Annotated in this window: 1 protein-coding gene and 1 pseudogene; both read right to left on the bottom strand. The window is 67.2% G+C overall.

Going from position 1 to position 2,114, the window contains the following annotated elements:
* Window positions 1-231 (bottom strand): annotated as a pseudogene (locus JCM25156_RS24840) (protein translocase subunit SecF); the annotation flags it as partial.
* Window positions 232-244: 13 nt separating this feature from the next.
* Window positions 245-1,795 carry a protein translocase subunit SecD gene (gene secD / locus JCM25156_RS14580; protein WP_025813648.1) on the bottom strand — a complete coding sequence of 517 codons (1,551 nt, stop codon included), beginning with the start codon at window positions 1,793-1,795 and terminating at the stop codon, window positions 245-247.
* Window positions 1,796-2,114: the final 319 nt, after the last annotated feature.

The raw sequence follows: 2,114 nt of genomic DNA, 5'->3' as shown, positions 1-2,114 counted from the left end.
CTGCGTGGCAAGGGCCGCGCGGATGGCGTTGAAATCCGCCGCCCCCTGCGTGCGGGCTTCCACCACGATGCCGCCACGGAAGTCCAGCCCCAGTGTCAGGCCGGGGTGGAAGAACAGGATGAGCGAGGCGATGGACAGCACGGCGGAGGTGGCGAGGCCGATGAAGCGGCCGCGCATGAAGTTGATTTTCGTGCCGCGCGGCACGAACCGGAGAAGGGGACGGTCAAACATCATGCGGCGCGCCTCAGACCGGCAGGGTGCTGGGGCGGACGCGGGCATACCAGCGCACCATCAGCATCCGTGAAAGGAGAAGGGTGGTGAAAAGGGTCGTCACGATCCCGATCGTGATGGTCAGCGCGAAGCCGCGCACCGGTCCGGTCCCGAAAATGAACAGCATCACATGCGCCAGCAGGGCCGTGGCGTTACTGTCCACGATGGTGGAGGTCGCGCGCTCGAATCCGGTCTGCATGGCCTGTAGCGGCGTGCGGCCACGGGCCACTTCCTCGCGGATGCGTTCGTTGATCAGGATGTTCGCATCCACCGCCATGCCCAGGGTCAGCAGCATGCCCGCCATGCCCGGCAGGGTCAGCGTGGCCTCGAACAGGGACAGGATGGCGGTCATCAGCACCAGGTTGGCCAGCAGGGCGATATTCGCGTACCAGCCGAAACGGCCGTAGAACAGCGCCATGAAGGTGATCACCAGCACGAAACCGGCCGCGAGGCTGTAGCCGCCCGCCCGGATCGAATCCGCGCCCAGGGACGGGCCGATGGAGCGCTGCTCGATCACGTTCAGCGGCGCGGGCAGCGCCCCCGCGCGCAGCAAAAGCGCCATGTCCGTGGCCTGCTGGGCGCTGAAGCCGCCGGTAATCTGGCCGCTGCCGCCGGTAATGGCGGTGCGGATGACGGGGGCCTCGATCACCTTGTTATCCAGCACGATGGCGAAGCGCTTGCCCACATTGGCGCGGGTGACGGCGCCGAATTCCTGCGCGCCGGTCGAATCGAAGGTGAAGTTCACCGCCCATTCCCCGCTCTGCTGGTCGATCGAGGCGCTGGCGTTGGTCAGGTCCGCCCCGTCCACATCCACATGCGAATAGACCGGAAGCGGGGGCTGTCCATCGGTCATGGGCAGCATGTCCACGCCTGGCGGCGGCACGGCCGAGCCGATGGCGGAATCCGCGACCAGATGGAACGTCATCTTGGCGGTGGTGCCCAGCAGGTTCTTCACCCGTTCGGGGTCGCTGATGCCGGGCAGTTCGACAATGATGCGGTCCTCACCCTGCCGGGTGATTTCCGGATCGATCGCGCCGGTGGCGTCAATGCGGCGGCGCACGATCTCGATGGACTGGGTCACGGCGTCATAGGCGCGCTGGCGGGCCGCGTCGGCCGACAGGGCCAGCGTGATCTGGCCCGCGTCATCCTGCGTGACCGTGAATTCGTCCGGCACGTTCATGGGCATGGCGCGCAGGGCCTTGAGGTCCGGCCTGCCTTCCTCCGGCGCGCGGGGCGTGAAGGTGACGCCATGGGCGGTGGTGGTCAGGTTGCGGTAACCCAGCCCGGCGCGCAGCAGGGTCTGGCGCGTTTCGTCCTGCAGCCCGCGCAGCCTGTCGGCGGCGACACTGTTCATGTCCACCTGCAGCAGCAGGTAGGAGCCACCCCGCAGGTCAAGGCCCAGATGGATCTGGCGCCAGGGCAGGGACGGTGTGGGCTGGCGCATGACATTGGGCAGGCACAGCGCCAGCCCGATCAGACATACGCCAATGACCGAGGCCATTCTGAGCCGACTGTAATACATCATGACTTGATGGAGAGCTCCCTGCGCCCGGCGGAAGCGGTTTCCTTTTCCGGCATGGTCGGTGTGTCCCGTGTATGGAATTCAGTGCGGGAACATGCCGGTCCACGCCCGATGATGCAACCGCTGATGCACCGGCCCCCGGCCCGCCGTTGCCGTTTTGCCGCATTCAGGGCACCTGCGCGCCCACCGGGGGTGGGCGATCGGGGTGGCGGCTGCTAATCGGGCAGGCAGGGATATAACAGGCGGGAGACAGGACATGGCACGGGCCGGGGCAGTGGTGGCGGGGCGGCGGTTACGCATCGGGATCGTGGGGGCGGGGCAT

It is taken from the genome of Komagataeibacter kakiaceti JCM 25156 (assembly GCF_000613305.1).
This window is presented reverse-complemented; position numbering and strand designations above follow the sequence as displayed.

What these genes read in the sequence shown, in the direction of transcription:
- secD (WP_025813648.1), bottom strand. Translation starts at nt 1,795, where the DNA reads ATGATGTATTACAGTCGGCTCAGAATGGCCTCGGTCATTGGCGTATGT.